This window comes from Cobetia sp. 5-11-6-3 (assembly GCF_013374055.1).
In the GTDB taxonomy this organism is placed as follows: Bacteria; Pseudomonadota; Gammaproteobacteria; order Pseudomonadales; family Halomonadaceae; genus Cobetia; species Cobetia marina.
This window is the reverse complement of sequence record NZ_BLWJ01000003.1, coordinates 523,340-539,896: the sequence shown is the minus strand read 5'-3', so window position 1 is coordinate 539,896 and position 16,557 is coordinate 523,340. Positions and strand designations below refer to the sequence as shown.

Sequence of the window (16,557 nt, the reverse complement as noted above, 5' to 3'; positions counted from 1 at the left end):
ATGTGGCAGAGACGCTGCTTCAGCTGGCTGATCGCCTGGCTATTGATGCTGTTCACGGTCGGTTCCGTACTGGCCCGCGATACGCAGGCACAACGTTTCATCGAGGTCTATGGTCAACCGGGGTGGGCGAGAGTCCAGCAATGGGAGCAGCTGCTCGTGGATCTCGACGGGCAGCCGGCCAGGCGTCAGCTCAGTGAGGTCAATGATTTCTTCAACCGGATGCATTTCACCGATGACATGCGCGTCTGGGGGAAGGAGGATTACTGGGCGACCCCGCTTGAGTTCCTGGGGGTCGGCGCAGGGGACTGCGATGATTTCGCCATGGCCAAGTATCTGACATTGCGTCAGCTGGGCGTGCCGGAGAGTTCCTTGCGCCTGCACTACGTCAAGGCATTGAGGCTCAATCAGTTCCACATGGTCGTCACCTATCAGGGCGCGGGCATGTCGATGCCTGATGTGCTGGACAACCTCAACAGCTCCATCCTGCCGGCCAGTGAGCGCACCGATCTCCTGCCGATCTACAGCTTCAATGGCAACGCGTTGTGGATGAGCAAGCGGCTGGAGGGGGGAGAGCGCATCAGCGACAGTCGAGGGCTGTCGAGTCTCACGGACTGGCAACGACGCTACAAGGACGGTGTCCTGAAAGCTCCCTTGCGCAAGCGCCCCTGAGGCGAGGGGCAGTTCAGCGTCGAAGCGCGACAGGTATCAAGCAGAACGCCCCGTGGCCGGACCGCCACGGGGCGTTCTGCTTCATGCGGTGTCGGATCGCTTCATTCCGGCGTGTTGCCGCGCAGATGGAGCACTTCGAGCAGGTTGCCGTAACGGTGACGGCTGGGCATGGTCGCCAGGCCGGAGAACAGCAGCCAGAAGAGGCGCTTCCCGCGAGTGAGCTGATGCGTATGCTGCAGCAGGCGCGACAGCAGACGGTTCTCGTCGCGCTCCTTGTAGCTCGGGGCCATGCTGACCTGCTCACGCACCAGCACCGGGGCCATTTCGAGTCGATACAGCGTTTCGAGTTCCCGGAAGCTCAGGCCGTGTGCCTCGACCACTTCGGCCATGTGCTGATACTCCGCCTCGCGGGGGTCACGCTCCTCCCAGAGAGGCGCCAGCGCCAGCCAGACCTCCTGGCGGCGTTCGAGCAGGGCGGCCACATCGGGGGCGAGGTGAGCGTTCTGATCGTTCATGGAGAGATCCCGAGCGAAGGCTGTCAGACAGACACACCATCAACGGATGGCGCGAAGCAGGACAGCGGTGTGATGGCGGTGTGCTGAATGCGTCACATGATACGGCAGTCGTCATGGAGGGCTCCAGTAACGTGACATCAGCGCGGGTTGGCCCGCCGGGGCGGACAGCGTCGCCGACAGCCGCTAGAATAGCGGCCAGCAGCAGGCACACACGCCTGCATGTCCTGATTCGACAGCCAGACTCACCAGACGTTTTCAGAGCAAGGTACCGGTCGCGCAGCGTGCGCCGTGGTCATTGCATACTGGAATCGGGCATCAGCATCGGCGGGTACACGCCGGGCCAACAGCAAACGAGGTTCTTACGTGATCATCAAACCCAAGGTTCGCGGCTTCATCTGCACCACGACTCATCCCAAGGGCTGCGAGCAGAATGTTGCCGAGCAGATCGCCATCACCCGCAAGACGGTCGGTGACAAGCGCGACGGTGGCCCGAAGAAGGTGCTGGTGATCGGTGCTTCCAGCGGCTATGGCCTCGCGGCGCGTATCACGGCAGCCTTCGGTTACGGCGCGGACACCCTGGGTGTCTTCTTCGAGAAGCCGGGCACCGAGAAGAAGGCCGGTACCGCAGGCTGGTACAACTCTGCCGCCTTCGACAAGTTCGCCAAGCAGGAAGGGCTCTACAGCCAGGCCATCAATGGCGACGCCTTCTCGCACGAGACGCGCGCCAAGGCCATCGAGCTGATCAAGGCCAACATGGGCGAAGTCGATCTCGTGGTCTACTCGCTGGCTTCTCCGGTGCGCAAGCTGCCGGACAGCGGTGAAGTGAAGCGCTCCGTGCTCAAGCCGATCGGCGAGACCTACCGGGCGACCGCCATCGACACCAACAAGGACACCATCATCGAAGCGGAGGTCGAGCCGGCCACCGAGCAGGAAATCGAAGATACCGTCACCGTGATGGGTGGTCAGGATTGGGAGCTGTGGATGCAGGCGCTGGACGACGCCGGCGTGCTGGCGGATGGCGCCCGCTCCGTGGCCTTCAGCTACATCGGTACCGAGATCACCTGGCCGATCTACTGGCACGGTGCGCTGGGTCGCGCCAAGGAAGATCTGGACCGCGCCGCCGGCAGCATCCACGAGAAGCTGTCCGCCAAGGGCGGTCGTGCCCACGTGGCCGTGCTCAAGTCCGTGGTCACCCAGGCCAGCGCCGCGATTCCGGTCATGCCGCTCTACATCTCCATGGTCTACAAGATCATGAAGGAGAAGGGCCTGCACGAAGGCACCATCGAGCAGCTCAACCGCTTCTACGCCGAGCGCTTCTATGGTGAAGGCGAGATCGCCACCGACGAGTCCGGCCGTCTGCGTCTCGACGACTGGGAGCTCAAGGACGACGTCCAGCAGGCCTGTCAGGAACTGTGGCCGCAGGTCACCAGCGACAACCTGTTCGATATCACCGACTACGCCAGCTACAAGCAGGAATTCCTCAAGCTGTTCGGCTTCACGCGTGATGATGTCGATTACGATGCCGACGTCGCCACCGACGTCGAATTCGATGTCGTGCAGATGTAAGAGCGCTTCAGCAAGCGCAGAGGTCAGGGTAGCGAGCGCTGCCAGCTGACCGCTGCCCGCTGAGCGATGACGACGCCACCCTTCGGGGTGGCGTCGTCGTATGTGGCGGCCTCATCTTGAGCGTCATGCCAGTCCGGGCCAGGCACAAGTGCCAGAGGCATGGCACAATATGCCGGCAGGTTTTCCCCACCCTCACGCGATGGACCTCGACTCACACCCATGCCCGTGGATTCACTGGTTTCCCCCCAGGCCCAGCAACGCCAGATCGGCTTCGTGCTGTTGCCCGGCTTCTCGTTATTGTCCCAGGCCTGTGCGCTGGAGCCCCTGCAGGTGGCCAATCAGCTCGCGGGGCAGACACTCTATCGGGCCGTCACCTTTGCGCTGGACGGGCGCGGTGTGGCGTCCGCAGCGGGCTTGAACCTGTCGCCGGACAGCCTGGTCGCCAGTGATTCGCGCCATCTGGATGCCCTGTTCGTGTGCGGTGCTCAGCCGGCGGGCGAGGCGGGCCTGCAGGAGGTGGCCTCGAATCCCGCGCTGCTGGCCTGGCTCAAGCGTCTGGCCGAGCGTGGCGTGATGCTGGGCGGTATCTCCACCGGCACCCGTGAGCTGGCTCGCGCCGGGCTGCTTGATGGCTATCGTGCGACGATCCACTGGCAGCGTGCCGAGTCGTTCCGTCGCGACTTCCCGCAGGTCAACGTCTCCCATCAGCTGTATGAGCTGGACCGTGATCGTGTCACCTGCGGCGGGGGTACCGCGGCGATGGACATGATGATGACGTTGATCGCCCAGCAGCATGGCCGCGTCCTGGCCGAGAAGGTCTCCGAGCACTTCGTCTGCGAGCGTATCCGGCTGGCGGACGAGCCACAGCACGTGCCGCTCAAGAACCGTTTCGCCCATGCGCCCCAGCCGCTGGTGGAGGCCGTGACCCTGATGGAAGCCAATATCGAGGAGCCGCTGTCCACCCACGAGATCGGCGAGCATCTCGGCATCTCGCGGCGTCAGCTGGAGCGGCTGTTCAAGAAGCATCTGCAGGCGGTGCCCAGCCGCTACTATCTGGATCTGCGTCTGGCACGCTCACGTCAGCTCTTGCGCGAGAGTGATCAGCCCATCGGCGAGATCGCGCTGGCCACCGGCTTTTCCAGCGCCGCTCATTTCTCCACGGCGTTCCGCAACCATTTCGGGCGCAGCCCCCGCGACGAACGTCTCATGCTGCAGGCCTGAAATGTCGCATCGGTGACAAAAGTCGCCTCCTGACATAAGTCGTCGTCCTTTCGCTGAAAGTCTTTGTCATCTCGCCTCCCTATACTCGGGAGTCATGACCCGTGGCTCGCCGATCATCGGCCTGCCACGCAACGCCCCCGCGATGAGGAAGAGACGATGACCCAGCTGACCCGTGCCGATTTCGACCATGCCATGGTGCCCAACTACGCACCCCAGGCTGCCATTCCGGTACGCGGCGAGGGCAGCCGTCTGTGGGATCAGGAAGGTCGTGAGTACATCGACTTCGCCGGCGGCATCGCCGTCACCTCGCTGGGTCACTGCCACCCGGCACTGGTCAAGGCGCTCAAGGATCAGGCCGACAAGGTCTGGCACCTGTCCAACGTCTACACCAACGAGCCGGCCCTGGCGCTGGCCAAGGCGCTGACCGAGCGCACCTTCGCCGACAAGGTCTACTTCTGCTCCTCCGGTGGTGAGGCCAACGAAGCCGCGCTCAAGCTGGCACGTCGTTTCGCCCATGACACCCATGGCGAGAAGAAGGACAAGATCATCTCCTTCCGTCAGTCCTTCCATGGCCGCACCTTCTTCACCGTCAGCGTCGGTGGTCAGCCCAAGTATTCCCAGGGCTTCGGGCCGATTCCGGGCGGGATCCAGCACGCCGAATTCAACAACCTCGACTCCGTGCGCGAGCTGATGGGCGATGACACCTGCGCGATCATCGTCGAGCCGCTGCAGGGCGAGGGCGGCATCATTCCGGGGGAGCAGGCCTTCCTCGAGGGGCTGCGTGAGCTGTGCGACCAGCACGATGCGCTCTTGATCTTCGATGAAGTCCAGAGCGGTGCCGGGCGGACCGGCCACCTCTACGCCTACCAGCACTTCGGCGTGGTGCCGGACATCCTGACCACCGCCAAGGGCATCGGTGGCGGCTTCCCGCTGGGCGCCATGCTGACCACGGACCGCATCGCGCCGGCCATGGCCATCGGCACTCACGGTTCCACCTACGGCGGCAACCCGCTGGCATGTGCGGTGGGGCTGGCGGCGCTCGAGACCATCGACACGCCGGAAGTGCTCGAGGGCGTCGCGCATCGCCACCAACTGCTGCGCAATGGCCTGGAAGGTATCGCCAAGCGTCACGGTGTCTTCAAGGAAGTGCGTGGCATGGGCCTGTTGATCGGTGCCCAGATGGCGCCGGACTATGCGGGCCGTGCCAAGGACATTCTCAATCTGGCGATGGAAGAAGGTCTGATGGTGCTGGTCGCCGGGCCTGACGTGCTGCGTCTGGCGCCGTCGCTGGTGATCAGTGAAGCCGAGCTCCAGAGCGGTCTCGACAAGCTCGACCGTGCCGTGGCGAGCTTCGTCGCCGCCTCTGCATCTGCATGAGCAGCGCCATGAGCAGTGCCCCGATGCTGGTGGTGCGGCCTGCCGAAAGCCGCGATCTGCTCGCTCTCGAGCGGCTCGCGGCCTCGGCCACGCCACGCCTGACCAATCTGCCGGCACATCGTGACCGCCTCGAGGAGCGCATCACGCGCTCCCAGCGCAGCCTGCGTGCCGAGATCGATTTTCCCGGTGACGAGATCTACTGCTTCGTGCTGGAGGATCTCGACAGCGGGGAAGTGGTCGGTACCGCCTCGCTGCGCGCCGAGGCTGGCGCGCGGGAGGCCTACTACACCTATCGTCAGGAAACGCTGATCCACGCCTCGCAGCAGCTCAACGTGCGCCATGAAGTGCAGACGCTGTCGCTGTCGCATGAGGTGTCGGATGCCACGCTGCTGTGCGCGCTGTCGCTGGATGCCCGCTACCGCGAGACGGATGCGGACAGCCTGCTGCGTCGTGCACGCCTGATGTTCATCGCCCAGTACCCGGAACGCTTCGCCAATGAACTGGCGGTGGCCTTCCCGGGCTATCTGGAAACGCGCGACGAGCGTCAGGTCAGCCCGTTCTGGGACAGCGTCGGCCAGCACTTCTTTGATCGTGATTTCAATGACATCAACCAGATGGCGGGGGTGCGCTCCAAGAGCTTCATCGCCGAGGTGATGCCACCGTTCCCGCTCTATCTGCCGCTTCTCACGCCCCAGGCGCGTGCCGCCATCGGGCGCGAGAATCCGCGCCACGAGTACGCCATGCAGGAGATGCTCGCCGAAGGTTTCTCGCGCTCGCGTCATGTCGACATCTTCGATGCCGGCCCCTTGCTGCTGGCGGAGTGCGAGCGTCTGCACACCTTCAAGCAGTGCGGCTGGCATCCGGTGCGTATCCGTCCGCAGGAAAGCCTGCCGGACGCGGTGCCGGCGATGGTCGCCAACCAGCGGCTCGGCGATTTCCGCTGCGTGCTGGCGCGCTATGCACTGACGCCGACCGGCCAGCTGATGCTGACGCCGCAGCAGGCCGAGGTACTGGGGGTGGAAGAAGGGCGTGCGGTGCTTGCCGTGCCGATGCCCTTGCCGGCGGTCGATGAGGGAGAGCTGTAATGCGTATTCGTCCTATCGCTCGTCACGATATCGAAGGCCTCAAGGTGCTGGCGCGGGAAACCGGCGTCGGCTTCACCTCACTGCCGGACAATCATGAATTTCTCAGCGCCAAGATCGAGCGCACCCTGGCCGCCTTCGAAGGCCGGGAACCCGGTGATGATCGCCTGTACTTCTTCGTGCTCGAGGATGAGCGCGACGGCAGCATCGCGGGCTGCTGTGCCATCGAGGCCTGTGTGGGCACCGATGCGCCGTTCTATCACTACCGGCTCGGCTCGCTGGCGCATTCCTCGGTGCAGCTCGACCTGCATCGCACCCTGGATACGCTGACGCTGTGCTCCGATCACACCGGCGATGCCGAGGTCTGCTCGCTGTTCCTGCGTGAGGGCTGGCGCAAGGACCGCAACGGTGCGCTGCTCTCCAAGGTGCGCTGGCTGTTCATGGCCCAGTTCCGTGAGGCCTTCCCCGACAAGGTGCTGGCCGAGATGCGCGGTGTCTTCACCCCCGAAGGGCGCAGCCCGTTCTGGGAGTGTCTGGGCAGTCATTTCTTCCCGATGGACTTCAATGAGGCCGACCGCCTCACCGGCATGGGTCAGAAGAGCTTCATCGGCGAGCTGATGCCCAAGTTCCCGATCTATACGCCGTTTCTCTCCGAGTCCGCGCGGGCTGCCATCGGTCAGGTGCACGAGCACACCCGCCCGGCGGTGGCGATGCTCAAGAAGGAAGGGCTGCGCTGGGAAGGCTATGTCGACATCTTCGATGGCGGCCCGACGGTCGAGGCCTATATCGATGACGTGCGCGGCGTCCGTGACAGCCAGCTGGCATGTGTCGAGGTGATCGCGTCTGATGCCCCGGCCTGTGAGCGTCCCGCCGTGATGGCCGCCACCACCGGTATGGCGGACTTCCGCGCCAGCTGGATCAGCCATGCTGTCACGCGGGACGACGCGGGTGCCTGCCATGTGCGTCTTCACCGTGATGAGGCCGAACGCCTCGGCGTCACTGGCGGTGACACGCTACGCGTGCTGGCCAGCTGAAGCATTCGCCCCGGGCATCCGCTTCTTTGCGCCATCTCGCAGGCCCATGTCGCCTTGCGTCCTTTTGCCATCAGCGGGGCAGATCGCCAACTGCCCCGTTATCTCCTTGTTCAGCGTCGCTTACGCGGCGCGCCCTTTCGATGAGGCATGCCATGACCACTACGACTCCGACTCCCGCCACACTCAACGTGCGTCAACAGCTCTTCATCGACGGCGCGTGGCAAGCGGGCGAGGCCGCATCCTTCACCAAGACCGACCCCGTCTCCCAGGCACGCCTGTGGCAGGGCGCCTCGGCCACTGCCGAGCAGGTCGAGCAGGCCGTCGCGGCAGCGCGTCAGGCATTCCCGACCTGGGCGCGCCTGGGTTTCGAGGCACGTCTGGCGGTGGTGGAGCGTTTCCGCGATCAGCTGGAGCAGCATCGTGAAGCGCTGGCGATCAGCATCGCCAGTGAAACCGGCAAGCCGCTGTGGGAAGCGCGTACCGAGGTCGGCGCGATGATCGGCAAGATCGCGATCTCGGTGAAGGCCTATCACGAGCGTACCGGCGAGCGCGCCAAGGATGTCGCAGGCACCCAGGCGGTCCTGCGCCACCGTCCGCATGGCGTGATGGCCGTCTTCGGCCCCTACAACTTCCCGGGCCATCTGCCCAACGGCCACATGGTACCGGCGCTGCTGGCAGGCAATGCCTGCGTGTTCAAGCCCTCCGAGCTGACCCCGGCCACCGCCGATCTCACCCTGCAATGCTGGGAGGCCGCGGGCCTGCCGGCCGGCGTGATCAATCTGGTGCAGGGCGCGGCGGACGTCGGCCAGGCGCTGTCCCAGTCCGAGGGTATCGATGGCCTGCTGTTCACCGGCAGTGCCAAGGTCGGCAAGCTGCTGCACCGTCAGTTCGCCGGTCAGGTCGGCAAGCTGCTGGCGCTGGAGCTGGGCGGCAACAATCCGCTGGTGGTGCGTGATGTGCAGGATGAAGCCGCCGCGGTGCTGGCGATCATCCAGTCGGCCTTCGCCTCGGGCGGTCAGCGCTGCACCTGTGCGCGCCGCCTGATGGTGCCGCAGGGCGAGGTCGGTGATCGTCTGATCGAGGCGCTGGCCACGGCGCTGCGCGAGTTGCGCGTGGCGGGGCAGTTCGCGCAGGACGCGCCCTTCTATGGCGGCCTGGCCAGTGTCGCGGCGGCCGAGGGCCTGCTCAAGGCGCAGGATGATCTCGAAGCGCTGGGCGGCAATGTCCTCGTGCGCATGCAGCAGCTTGAAGAGGGCACCAGCCTGCTCAGCCCGGCGCTGATCGATGTCACCGGCCTTGCGCTCGAGGACGAGGAATTCTTCGGTCCGCTGCTCAAGATCCATCGCTACACCGATTGGGACGACGCCATCGCGCTGGCCAATGACACCCGCTACGGTCTCTCGGCCGGGCTGATAGGCGGTGAGCGTGCTGACTGGGACGACTTCCTGCTGCGCATTCGCGCCGGCATCGTCAACTGGAACCGCCAGACCACCGGCGCCTCCGGCGACGCGCCCTTCGGTGGCATCGGCGACAGCGGCAACCACCGTCCCAGCGCCTATTACGCGGCCGACTATGTCAGCTATCCGGTCGCCTCGATGGAAGCCGAGGCGCTGGCGCTGCCCGCGACCCTGCCGGCCGGTATCCGTCTGTAAGGCCGTCCGTTCGGGCACCGCTGCCGCTTACCCATTGTTGACCACGACGCTCGCCGTGCCTACTCCCTGAGGTGCCAAGGCGTCGTGGCAGGAGACCTTCATGTCCGACACCCCGTATCAAGAGATCAATTTCGATGGCCTGGTAGGCCCGACCCACAACTACGCCGGTCTGGCACATGGCAACGTGGCCTCGATGCGCCACGGCGGCCTGGCCTCCAACCCGCGCGAAGCCGCGTTGCAGGGCCTCGACAAGATGAAGTCGCTGGCGGATCTGGGTTATGCACAGGGGATTCTGCTGCCGCAGCAGCGCCCGGACCTTGGCGCACTGCGTGATCTCGGCTTCACCGGCAGCAATGCCCAGGTGTTGAAGGCGGCCAGCGAGCAGGCACCGCAGCTTCTGCGCGCGGTGTGTTCCGCCTCCAGCATGTGGACGGCGAACGCCGCCACCGTTACGCCCTCGCGCGACAGCGGTGATGGCCGCGTGCACTTCACGCCGGCCAACCTGCAATCCAGTTTCCACCGCTACCTGGAGCCCGCGACCACCGGACGCATCCTCGGCGCCATCTTCGCCGACGATGCCCATTTCGCGCATCATCCTGCGCTGCCCGCGACGCCGGCCTTCTCCGATGAAGGTGCGGCCAATCATACGCGGCTGTGTGATGGCCACGGCGGGCCGGGCGTGCATCTCTACGTCTATGGCCGTCAGGCCTTCGGCGGTGACGGCGTCGAACCGCGTCGCTATCCGGCGCGTCAGACACTGGAAGCCAGTCAGGCCGTCGCGCGTCAGCATGGCCTGAGCGAGGATCAGGTGGTGTTCGCCCAGCAGCATCCGGAGGCCATCGATGCCGGTGTCTTCCACAACGATGTCATCGCGGTGGGCAATGGCCCGGTGCTGTTCTATCACGAGCTGGCCTTCCGCGATGAGGAGGCGGTGCTCAACGAAATTCGCGCGAAATTGTCCACACCGCTGATCCCGATCCGCGTGCCACTGGAAGCCGTCAGCCTCGAGGATGCTGTCTCCTCCTACCTCTTCAACTCGCAGCTGCTCTCCAATGACGATGGCAGCATGACGCTGGTGGTGCCGGGGGAGTGTCAGGAGAACGAGGCGGTATGGAATGCGCTGCAGAATGCGATTCTGGCCGGCCCGAACCCGATCGGGGAAGTGCTGGTCAAGGACGTCAAGCAGAGCATGCGCAATGGCGGCGGCCCGGCCTGCCTGCGTCTGCGCGTGGTACTGAGTGACGCCGAGCGCGCCGCGCTGTCCGGGCGCGTGATGATGACGGATCAGCTGCACGCCGAGCTGGGTGACTGGGTCAAGCGTCACTATCGTGACAGCCTGACACCGGCGGACCTCGCCGACCCGCAGCTGGCCGAGGAGACACTGGCGGCGCTGGATGAGCTGACGCGGCTGTTGAAGGTCGGCAATGTCTACGCCTTCCAGCGCTGATCGCCTGGCCCGAGCCCATACGACACAGCCCCATACGACACAGCCCCCATCGGGTTCGCCGATGGGGGCTGTGTCGTTGTGGAGGTGTGGTCTGACATTTGAGAATCAGATGCCGTGGCGCGACTCAGGCCAGTTGTGGCTGCACCATGCGCTTGGGCTCGCGGCGCACCGGCCAGTGCACGAGTGCGGCCAGCAGACCGAAGATGCCGCTGGCGATCCACAGCAGGTCGTAGCTGCCGGTCAGCTGATAGACCACACCACCGCCCCAGGCCCCCAGGAAGGCGCCGACCTGATGCGCGGCCAGCACCATGCCGAACACGAAGGCCTGACGCTTCTGGCCGAAGTAGAGCGCGACGGCCTGGCTGGTCAGTGGCACCGTCGACAGCCACAGCACGCCCATGATCGCGCCGAAGGCGTAGAGCAGCATGCTGCTGGGCGGGATGACCACCATCGCCATCACCAGTGCGGCGCGGCACAGATAGATCAGCATCAACAGCTGCGGCGGGTGACGGCGGCCGCCCCAGGCACCGAACAGAATGGTGCCGGCGATATTGAGCGCGCCGATGATCGCCAGCGTGTTGCCGGCCACGTTCAGGGGCAGACCGCAGGCGACCACGAAATTGGGCAGGTGGGTGGCGATGAAGGCGACGTGCACGCCGCAGACGAAGAAGCCGCCGGCCAGCGCCAGAAAGCGCCGGTCCTGCAGCAGCGGGCCCTGGCTCGGGACATCCTCTGCCTGTGTTTCACTGCCGGCCGGCGGGCGACGCAGCAAGGGTAGGGCCATGGGAATCAGCAGCAGACAGCTGGCGCCGAGCGCCAGCATGGCGATCTTCCAGTCGATCAGCACCAGCATCGGGGTCGCGACCGAGTAGACAAGCTGCCCGAAGGAGCCGCCGGCCGAGGCGATGCCCAGGCCGATGCCACGATGCTGGAGGGGAACCACGCGCGTGACGGCGGCCAGCACCAGCGGGAAGGTGGTCGCCCCGATACCGATGCCGGCCAGCACGCCGGCGCCCAGCATCCACACCGTCGGAGTCGGCCAGAGGGCGGTGACGCCCATGCCGACCGCATAGCACAGGCTGCCGACCAGGAAGACGCTGAGCGTGCCGAAGCGATCCGACAGCTTGCTGGCGATGGGCGCGGCCAGCCCGAAGACCAGATTCTGGATGGCGAGGGCGAATGACAGGCTGCCCATGCCCCAGGTAAGCTCGCTGGCCATCGGTGGCAGCATGAAGCCCATCGCCTGGCGCGCGCCGGTATTGATGGCGAGTATCAGCGCTGCCAGCGCGATCGCCGCCTTCCAGTTGAGTTGCATGTCAGATCCTCATGCCGGGAATCGTTATTGTCGTTGTTCTTGCAGTTCTTGCAGTTCTTGCGGTCCCTGCACCCGGTGCTGGCCATGGGCGGAACATCCTCCATGAGGACTCTCGCTACATTTCACTTTATTCTCATAAAAGTACAGATGCCGGATACGCCACTGTCAGACGCGTCTGCGACACTCTCGTCCATACCAGGCAGTCACATGGCTTCGCGGGAGTCCTCGCTCCGGTGCGCCGCCATCATTCTCGACCGCTACCGGCCCAGTCCCGAGGCGGACCGATGTCATGCAAACATCTGCCGATGACAAGGCGTGAAACGCTATACTGTGTGGCATGCGAGACAGCATCTGCATGGCCATGATGAGCCCAGTGACATCACACTGTTTCCTTTTTGGCACCGTGGTGCCGAATCGTGACCTGTAGAATTCACCGATTCGAATCGTGCCAGGCCTCAAAGCCTGGGGTCGGTCCCTGACGCCGAACCCACGCCACGTCAGTCAGATGACGCCATGGCTGGCCGCGACACCCTGCACGCGTTGTCCGAACCCTGTCCCCCTGCTTCATGCTCCTGAGGAGAAGCCCCTTGGCCAACTTCACTCTGAACGGCAAGGCCGTCAGTCTCGAGGTCGATCCGCAAACCCCGTTGCTTTGGGTGCTGCGTGAACACCTGGGCCTGACCGGCACCAAGTTCGGTTGCGGAATCGCCCAGTGCGGCGCCTGCACCGTGCACCTGAACGGCACCGCGGCGCGCACCTGTGTCCTGCCGGTACTGGCCGCCGAGGGTGGCGACATCGTCACCATCGAGGGGCTGGCCGAGAACGATGACCACCCGCTGCAGCAAGCCTGGGTCGAGGAGCAGGTGCCGCAGTGCGGTTACTGCCAGTCCGGCCAGATCATGCAGGCCGCCGACTTCCTCAAGCACACGCCCAACCCCACCGATGAGCAGGTCACTGCCGCCATGGCGGGCAACCTGTGTCGTTGCATGGCGTACGTGCGTATCCATCGTGCGGTGAAGCGTGCCGCCGCGATCGCCAGTGAGCGCGACATGGCGCAGGTGATGGGCCAGCAGACCGAGGCCACCGCCGCGACTGCCGGTGTCGGCACATTCGATCCGCGTGCCACGGCAGATGCCGTGAGCCATTCTGCTGCCGAGGAGACATCTCATGGCAAGGTTTGAAGATACGCTGGGCCGGCATCAGCGCGCTCAGGCAGCCACTCGTCACCCCTCGAGCCAGCACGGCATCACGCGGCGTGGTTTTTTGATCGGCAGTGTCGCGGGTTCCGCGATGCTGGCGTTCGGGGTCTCCGGCGCGGCCCTGGCCAGCGGCGCCGATGACGGCCGCTCTGCCAGCGAGACGCTGTCCGCCGGCGCCTTCGAGCCGACCATGTGGTATGCCATCGGCACTGACGGCACCATCACCATCCATATCACCAAGGCCGAGATGGGACAGCACGTCGCCACCAGCCTGGCGCGTCTGGTCATCGAGGAGCTCGAGGCCGATCTGGCCTCCGTCGAGATCGTCTACGTCGACAGCGATCCCAAGTGGGGCTACATGATCACCGGCGGCAGCTGGTCGGTGAATCACAGCTACCAGCCGCTGTCGCAGGCGGGGGCTGCCGGGCGTATCGCGTTGATCGAAGCGGGCGCCAGACAGATGGGCGTGTCCGTCGAGAGCTGCAAGGCGCGTCAGGGTCGAGTCATCAGCGGTGAGCAGTCGCTGGGCTATGGCGAGATCGTCGCCGCGGGCCTTGAGCGCAGCTTCACGGAAGATGAGCTGGCGGCCATCGAGCTCAAGCCGGCCTCCGAGCGCCGCGTGCTCGGCACCAAGGGCAATGCGCTGGATGTGCCGCCCAAGACCAATGGTCAGGCGGTCTACGGCATCGATTACACCCTGCCTGCCGAGGTGGAAGCCCGTGTCGGCAAGACGCTGCATGCGCGCCCGGTGCTGCCGCCAAGTCGCTTCGGCTGCAAGGTCACGGCCGTGGATGACAGCGAGGCCAGCAAGGTCATCGGCTACCGCCAGACCATCGAGCTCAAGGATCCGTCCGGCATGTGTCAGGGGTGGTTGGCGGTCATCGCCGACAACTTCTCGGCGGCCATGCGTGCCACCGACCTGCTCAAGGTGGAATGGAGCAAGGGCGACAGCTATCACGTCGATGAGGCGGCAATCCAGGCAGAAGGCCAGCGACTGGTCAGCACCCCGAGTCGTGACAATGGCTCGCTGATGGTGGATCAGGGTGACCCTTCCGCGCTGATCGAAGGTGCGGCGACCACGGTGGAGTCCACCTTCACCACCTCAAGCGTCTTGCACTTCACTCTGGAGCCGGCCAATGCACTGGCCTATGAGGAGGAGGGGCAGTGGCATGTCCACTGCGGTAACCAGCAGCAGTCATTGCTGATTCCCCTCGTCGCCAAGGCGCTGGACGTCGAGGATGGCAAGATCACTCACCACCAGCTGTATCTGGGCGGTGGCTTCGGTCGTCGTCTCCACGGTGACTACGCCGTGCCGGCGGCACTGGCGGCCAAGGCGCTGGGGCGTCCGGTCAAGATGATCTTCACGCGCCCGGACGATAGCCGTTTCGATTGCGTGCGCTCGCCCTCGGTGCAGCGTGTGCGTTCCGGTCTGGATGCCGAGGGCCGTGTCGTGGCCTCCGAGCACGCCGCCGCGGCAGGCTGGCCGACTGCCGCGCTGATGCCGAGCTTCCTCGCCGAAGCCGTGGAAGGCGGTGGCAAGCTGGATTCCTTCTCCATCAGTGGCGCGGACCACTGGTACAACGTGGGCACCCAGCGTGTCTGGGCGCAGCAGAACAAGGTCGCTCATGAGGCCTTCGTGCCGGGGTATCTGCGCTCCGTCGCACCGGGCTGGACGCTATGGGCGGTCGAGCAGCACATCGATGAGCTGGCGCAGGCAGCCGAGCAGGATCCGGCTGAATTCCGCCTCTCGCTGCTGGACGCCGAAGGCCGAAATGCCGGCAAGGCGCCGGTCAGCACGGGCGGGGCGGAACGTCTGCGCAACGTGCTCACGCGCGTGATGGAGAAGTCCGGTTGGAGCGAGCGTGACAGCCTGCCGGAAGATACCGGCATGGGCGTGGCGCTGAGCTTCGGTCAGGAACGCAGCATGCCGACCTGGGTGGCCTGCGTGGCACGGGTCAAGGTCGATCGCGCCACTGGCGAGGTCAAGATCGAGAAGCTGACCAGTGTCGTCGATGCCGGTACCCTCGCACACCCGGATGGCGCCATGGCGCAGCTGGAGGGCTCGCTCTTGTGGGGCGTCTCGATGGCGCTGCACGAAGGCACCGAATACCGCGAGGGTGGCCCGGTGGCGCAGAATCTGGGTGCCTACCAGCCGCTGCGCATGCATCAGGTGCCGCAGATGGATCTCGAGTTCGTTGACAGTACCGAGATGCCGGTCGGTCTTGGCGAGCCGGGCACCACGGTGGTCGCACCGGCGGTGGCCAATGCCATCCATCACGCCGTAGGCGTTCGCCTGCGTGATCTGCCGATGCGCCCGGCGGCGCTCAAGGCCGCGCTCAGCGAGGCCTGATCCTCACCGATGAATGCGTCTGATACCCGCCACTCCGGCATGCCCGGGTGGCGGGTTTCGTGTCTTCTGGCTGGGAGCCGGCTTTCGATATGAGAGATTTTTGATGCAACATCTTGATCTTGAAGTGATCTGTCAGGCGATCGACTGGCTGGCGCCGTCAGATGGCACGCGGCCTGACAGCCCGATCTGGCTGTGTACGGTGCTGTCCACCTTCGGCTCCTCACCACGTGAGCCGGGCGCCTGGCTGGTGGCGCGTGCCGATGGCCAGCATCGTGGCTCGTTGTCCGGTGGCTGTGTCGAGGAGGACTTCCTGGCGCGCCTGGCGGGAGGCGAATTCACCGCGAGCGCCCAGGTGATCCGCTATGGCGAGGGCGGCCATCAGGGTGCGGGGATCGCCTTGCCGTGCGGTGGCTTGCTGGACGTGCTGGTCGAGCGCTTCTCGGCCAGCGAGGCGGACATCGCGCATCTCAAGGCACTGCGCGCGGCACTCGAGGGCCAGACGCCGCGTCTGCGTCAGGTCATGCTGGCGGGGGATGGCGCGCGTACGCTTCAACAGGACAGCGGGCTGGGGGAGCGGGTCGAGCCACTCAAGGGCCATGAGGGCGAGGCGTACGGCTATCAGCTCAGGGTCGGGCCGGTGGCGCGTCTGCTCTTGGCGGGACTCTCGCCGGTGGCGGAAGCCTGCGCTGCCTTCGCCGTCAGCCTCGGCTTCGAGGTGATCATCTGCGAGCCGCGTGAGGAAGTGCTGGCGGACTGGGATGCCCGCAAGACGCCGCACACCGGTGTCACCCTGCGTCGTGAGCTGCCCTCGCGCTTCATCGCGGCGGGGGGCTGTCATGCGGCCACTGCCGTGGTGGCGCTGACCCATGATCCACGCATTGATGATCTCGCGATGATCGAGGCGGTACGCCAGCCCGCGTTCTACATTGGCGTGATGGGTTCGCAGCGTACCTCTCAGGCGCGCGCCGAGCGGCTGGCGCGCAGTGGCGGGCTCAGCGCCGAGGAGATTGCGCGTATCGTGATGCCGATCGGACTGAATCTGGGCAGCAAGACGCCGGCCGAGATCGCGCTGGCGGTGATGGCCGATATCGTGCGTATCCGGCGTGGGCGCGCTCGGGAAAGTCTGTGAG

General features: G+C 65.4%; 12 protein-coding genes and 1 pseudogene. 11 read left to right on the top strand and 2 right to left on the bottom strand.

Features of this window, described 5'->3' with window-relative positions; translation table 11 throughout:
• Positions 1–669, top strand: coding sequence for a transglutaminase-like cysteine peptidase (locus HXS66_RS08080; protein WP_218015150.1), 669 nt, complete (start codon positions 1–3; stop codon positions 667–669).
• A gap of 101 nt (positions 670–770) precedes the next feature.
• On the opposite strand, the gene HXS66_RS08075 is transcribed toward HXS66_RS08080, so the two are convergent.
• On the bottom strand, positions 771–1,184 hold the full coding sequence (locus HXS66_RS08075; protein WP_077378265.1) for a hypothetical protein: 414 nt from the start codon (positions 1,182–1,184) through the stop codon (positions 771–773).
• Positions 1,185–1,547: 363 nt separating this feature from the next.
• Between HXS66_RS08075 and fabV the strand changes: the two genes are divergently transcribed.
• The 7 genes from fabV (at position 1,548) to astB (ending at position 10,563) form a co-directional block, all read left to right on the top strand.
• Positions 1,548–2,750, top strand: coding sequence for an enoyl-ACP reductase FabV (gene fabV / locus HXS66_RS08070; protein ID WP_176503242.1), 1,203 nt, complete (start codon positions 1,548–1,550; stop codon positions 2,748–2,750).
• Between the two features lie 219 nt (positions 2,751–2,969).
• Positions 2,970–3,971, top strand: coding sequence for a GlxA family transcriptional regulator (locus HXS66_RS08065; RefSeq protein ID WP_176503241.1), 1,002 nt, complete (start codon positions 2,970–2,972; stop codon positions 3,969–3,971).
• 156 nt (positions 3,972–4,127) lie between these two features.
• Positions 4,128–5,348 carry an aspartate aminotransferase family protein gene (locus tag HXS66_RS08060; RefSeq protein WP_077378271.1) on the top strand — a complete coding sequence of 407 codons (1,221 nt, stop codon included), beginning with the start codon at positions 4,128–4,130 and terminating at the stop codon, positions 5,346–5,348.
• Between the two features lie 23 nt (positions 5,349–5,371).
• Positions 5,372–6,433, top strand: coding sequence for an arginine N-succinyltransferase (locus tag HXS66_RS08055; RefSeq protein ID WP_141392325.1), 1,062 nt, complete (start codon positions 5,372–5,374; stop codon positions 6,431–6,433).
• On the top strand, positions 6,433–7,464 hold the full coding sequence (astA, locus tag HXS66_RS08050) for an arginine N-succinyltransferase (protein ID WP_176503240.1): 1,032 nt from the start codon (positions 6,433–6,435) through the stop codon (positions 7,462–7,464). Before HXS66_RS08055 ends, astA begins: the two co-directional genes overlap by 1 nt.
• A gap of 152 nt (positions 7,465–7,616) precedes the next feature.
• Positions 7,617–9,116, top strand: a complete 1,500-nt coding sequence (gene astD, locus HXS66_RS08045) for a succinylglutamate-semialdehyde dehydrogenase (protein WP_176503239.1) — start codon at positions 7,617–7,619, stop codon at positions 9,114–9,116.
• A 100-nt stretch (positions 9,117–9,216) separates the two neighbouring features.
• Positions 9,217–10,563, top strand: coding sequence for an N-succinylarginine dihydrolase (gene astB, locus HXS66_RS08040; protein ID WP_176503238.1), 1,347 nt, complete (start codon positions 9,217–9,219; stop codon positions 10,561–10,563).
• Between the two features lie 124 nt (positions 10,564–10,687).
• On the opposite strand, the gene HXS66_RS08035 is transcribed toward astB, so the two are convergent.
• A complete protein-coding gene (locus tag HXS66_RS08035) occupies positions 10,688–11,878 on the bottom strand; it encodes an MFS transporter (RefSeq protein WP_176503237.1) in 1,191 nt (396 codons plus the stop codon).
• A 587-nt stretch (positions 11,879–12,465) separates the two neighbouring features.
• Here HXS66_RS08035 and HXS66_RS08030 point away from each other — a divergent pair.
• The 3 genes and pseudogenes from HXS66_RS08030 to HXS66_RS08020 form a co-directional block, all read left to right on the top strand.
• Positions 12,466–12,912, top strand: a pseudogene (locus HXS66_RS08030) ((2Fe-2S)-binding protein); the annotation flags it as partial.
• A 133-nt stretch (positions 12,913–13,045) separates the two neighbouring features.
• Complete coding sequence (locus HXS66_RS08025; RefSeq protein WP_176503235.1) at positions 13,046–15,427, top strand: xanthine dehydrogenase family protein molybdopterin-binding subunit; 2,382 nt, start codon at positions 13,046–13,048, stop codon at positions 15,425–15,427.
• A 103-nt stretch (positions 15,428–15,530) separates the two neighbouring features.
• Positions 15,531–16,556 carry an XdhC family protein gene (locus HXS66_RS08020; RefSeq protein ID WP_176503234.1) on the top strand — a complete coding sequence of 342 codons (1,026 nt, stop codon included), beginning with the start codon at positions 15,531–15,533 and terminating at the stop codon, positions 16,554–16,556.
• The last annotated feature ends 1 nt before the right edge of the window (position 16,557 follow it).

Excerpts from the sequence above, each read along its gene's own strand:
- astD (WP_176503239.1), top strand. The coding sequence starts at position 7,617 with ATGACCACTACGACTCCGACTCCCGCCACACTCAACGTGCGTCAACAG.
- HXS66_RS08020 (WP_176503234.1), top strand. The coding sequence starts at position 15,531 with ATGCAACATCTTGATCTTGAAGTGATCTGTCAGGCGATCGACTGGCTG.
- HXS66_RS08065 (WP_176503241.1), top strand. The coding sequence starts at position 2,970 with ATGCCCGTGGATTCACTGGTTTCCCCCCAGGCCCAGCAACGCCAGATC.
- HXS66_RS08025 (WP_176503235.1), top strand. The coding sequence starts at position 13,046 with ATGGCAAGGTTTGAAGATACGCTGGGCCGGCATCAGCGCGCTCAGGCA.
- HXS66_RS08035 (WP_176503237.1), bottom strand. The coding sequence starts at position 11,878 with ATGCAACTCAACTGGAAGGCGGCGATCGCGCTGGCAGCGCTGATACTC.
- HXS66_RS08075 (WP_077378265.1), bottom strand. The coding sequence starts at position 1,184 with ATGAACGATCAGAACGCTCACCTCGCCCCCGATGTGGCCGCCCTGCTC.
- HXS66_RS08080 (WP_218015150.1), top strand. The coding sequence starts at position 1 with ATGTGGCAGAGACGCTGCTTCAGCTGGCTGATCGCCTGGCTATTGATG.
- HXS66_RS08060 (WP_077378271.1), top strand. The coding sequence starts at position 4,128 with ATGACCCAGCTGACCCGTGCCGATTTCGACCATGCCATGGTGCCCAAC.
- astB (WP_176503238.1), top strand. The coding sequence starts at position 9,217 with ATGTCCGACACCCCGTATCAAGAGATCAATTTCGATGGCCTGGTAGGC.
- HXS66_RS08055 (WP_141392325.1), top strand. The coding sequence starts at position 5,372 with ATGCTGGTGGTGCGGCCTGCCGAAAGCCGCGATCTGCTCGCTCTCGAG.
- astA (WP_176503240.1), top strand. The coding sequence starts at position 6,433 with ATGCGTATTCGTCCTATCGCTCGTCACGATATCGAAGGCCTCAAGGTG.